Source organism: Peribacillus sp. (assembly GCF_059453735.1).
In genome coordinates this window covers 1-2,538 of sequence record NZ_JAZVJO010000045.1, presented here as the reverse complement: position 1 = coordinate 2,538, position 2,538 = coordinate 1, and the positions used below count along the sequence as shown (strand labels likewise).

Sequence of the window (2,538 nt, the reverse complement as noted above, 5' to 3'; positions counted from 1 at the left end):
CCCCTGCTTCTCAAAAGATAGGTCTTTGTTTTGGTCGTATCCATATTTATCAAATAACGCTAATAATTCAAATTCATTACCACCCATCCAGTTACCAATCTTTTTCCCTGCTAAGTCCTCTGCTGTCTGAATTCCTTTTTCTTTTTTAGATACGAGGAGTAACCCGCTTTTTTGATACATTTGGGCAATCTGAACTAAGGGCAGTCCCTGTTCTTGATGAGGTAATAAGCTAGCTACCCAACCAATCCCTATATTTGCAGCACCATTTGACACTTGCTGTTCAGGAACGATATCAGGACCGCCTGGTACAATCGTTACATCAAGTCCCTCATCTTTAAAGTAGCCCTTCTCCATAGCGACAAAATAACCAGCAAACTGTGCTTGCGGTACCCATTTCAACTGTAACTTTATTGGTGTGAGCTTTTCTGAGGAAGTTCCTGAAGATGACTCATTGTCTTTACTACAGGCTGCCAACAGTAAACTAAGGGCCATCACAACTAAAATAATTCCTTTGCGCGTTTTTCTAAATTCCCTTTTCAATACAAATCCCCCCAAACATTTAATTTCTTTCTGATGGATGCCACTTTAAAAAAATCTTTTCTACCCGCTCTACCAGTAGGTAAAATATGACTCCAACAATGGCGGCCATAACGATACAAGCCCACCCTAAAGGCATCTTAGCTACTTTTATTGAGTTGGAAAGGAGGTAACCTAACCCTTGAGATGAAAAGAAAAACTCGCCGACGATTGCCCCAATCATACTTGCTGTTGTATTAATTTTTAGTGCAGTGAAAACAAAGGGCAGACTATTAGCTATCCTCAAGTATTTAAACACCTGCTGTTTTTTTGCTGCATAGGAATGCATTAAATCAAGTGCTAACGGATCAACCATCGTCATTCCTTTATAAGCATTAATCGCCATAGCTGACATTGTTGTAATCGTAACAATTGCAATTCTTGACCCCATTCCATCACTAAACCAAAGATTCATGATAGGTGCCAAAGCAACAATTGGTACTGCATTTACCGCCACAACAACCGACAATCCGCCTTTCCCCCATTTAGGCCAAGAAGCTGAAAATAATGCGAAAACAAATCCAATTGAGGAGCCAATCACCATACCTGTTGCTGCCTCGATAAAGGTATATCTTGTATAGGTCAGCAGCGTTTCCCAATTTACTGATATCGCTTCCCAGATAGCAGATGGTAATGGAAGTTGGTAGGTTTGCAGCTGGAGAATACGATGGAACACTTGCCACTCCCATAACAGCATAAATAAAATACCTGCTGCAAGCGGGAGTGCTGCTTTACGAATTTTTCCTATTTTGTTCCTACGAGTTTGCACCCTTGGATTGATTACACGTATTGATTGGGAACTTGAAACCGTTTCAAGTTCCCAATTCACGTTCTTTTCTGCTGGTTTACCTACCATTTACTCGTCACCTCCTGTTGACCGAAATTCCGGCTGCCAGGGAGCAACAATACGTTCAATTAATGTTATTAATAAATAGCTGAAAATCCCGAGTAACGCTCCTGCAATAACCGTTAACCAAAACATGTAATTATGAGATGGACCATAATAAAGATTGCGAAGCATAATGACCCCCAAGCCTTTTGTAGCACCCATTAATTCAACAAGGATTGCTCCTGTTACCGCTAATGGAGCCGCAATTTTCAACCCGCTAAACAATCCGGGCAAGGCTGCTGGAAAACGTAGTTTTAAATAAACAGTCCAAGGCTTAGCCGCATAAGAATGCATAAGTTCAACGGCGGCTGGATCTGCGCTGCGTAAACCTCTTAACACATTTAGTGCCACAGGGAAAAAAGTAATATAAGCAGCAATAATAATTCTTGATAATTGATCATCATGCACGATTCCATAGACAATAGGAGCCAAACCTAAGATGGGAATCATTTGGGATCCAACTGCGTACGGAAAAGTTAATTGTTCTACCCATTTCGATAAACTCATTAAAATCGCTAATAAGATGCCTACCACAGCACCCAATCCGAAACCAATTGCTGCGTTTGTAAAGGTAACCCATCCCTCAGAAAAAAGCGTGCTTCCATATTCCATCATCGTATACATTAATTCATGAATATAAGGCAGTTTTGATTGAGCTAGAGGTACTTGTAAAACCTGCAGCAGAAACCAAGAACAGATTTCCCAGATAACTAGAAGCCCTACAATCCAGACCAATGTTGGTGTCCAACGTGTAAGCTGTATGTAGTTTTTCATCCTCTATACCCCTTCAAAGCTGCTTCGAATATCAGAAATAAGCTGATAAAATTCCGGACTATTCCTCATTTCTTTTGTTCGAGGACGAGGAAGATCAATTTCTACAATTGCAGAAAGTCTTCCCGGATGCGGAGAAAGCACAAAGACACGATCAGAAAGAAAAATGGCTTCAGAAATACTATGTGTAACAAAAACCACGGTATTCCCATACTTACTCCAGATTGACAATAGTTCTTCATTTAAACGTTCTCGAGAAAATTCATCCAAAGCAGAAAAAGGTTCATCCATCAGTAAAATCT

The 2,538-nt window shown here is 40.4% G+C and carries 3 protein-coding genes and 1 pseudogene; all 4 read right to left on the bottom strand.

Annotation, left to right across the window (positions count from 1 at the left end):
- Positions 1–540, bottom strand: a 540-nt coding sequence (locus tag AC52RT_RS01460; RefSeq protein ID WP_495539109.1) for an ABC transporter substrate-binding protein, incomplete at its 3' end; no start/stop codon positions are given.
- 19 nt (positions 541–559) lie between these two features.
- Positions 560–1,432 carry an ABC transporter permease gene (locus tag AC52RT_RS01455; RefSeq protein ID WP_495539108.1) on the bottom strand — a complete coding sequence of 291 codons (873 nt, stop codon included), beginning with the start codon at positions 1,430–1,432 and terminating at the stop codon, positions 560–562.
- On the bottom strand, positions 1,433–2,239 hold the full coding sequence (locus AC52RT_RS01450; RefSeq protein ID WP_495539107.1) for an ABC transporter permease: 807 nt from the start codon (positions 2,237–2,239) through the stop codon (positions 1,433–1,435).
- A gap of 3 nt (positions 2,240–2,242) precedes the next feature.
- A pseudogene (locus AC52RT_RS01445) lies at positions 2,243–2,538 on the bottom strand (ABC transporter ATP-binding protein); the annotation flags it as partial.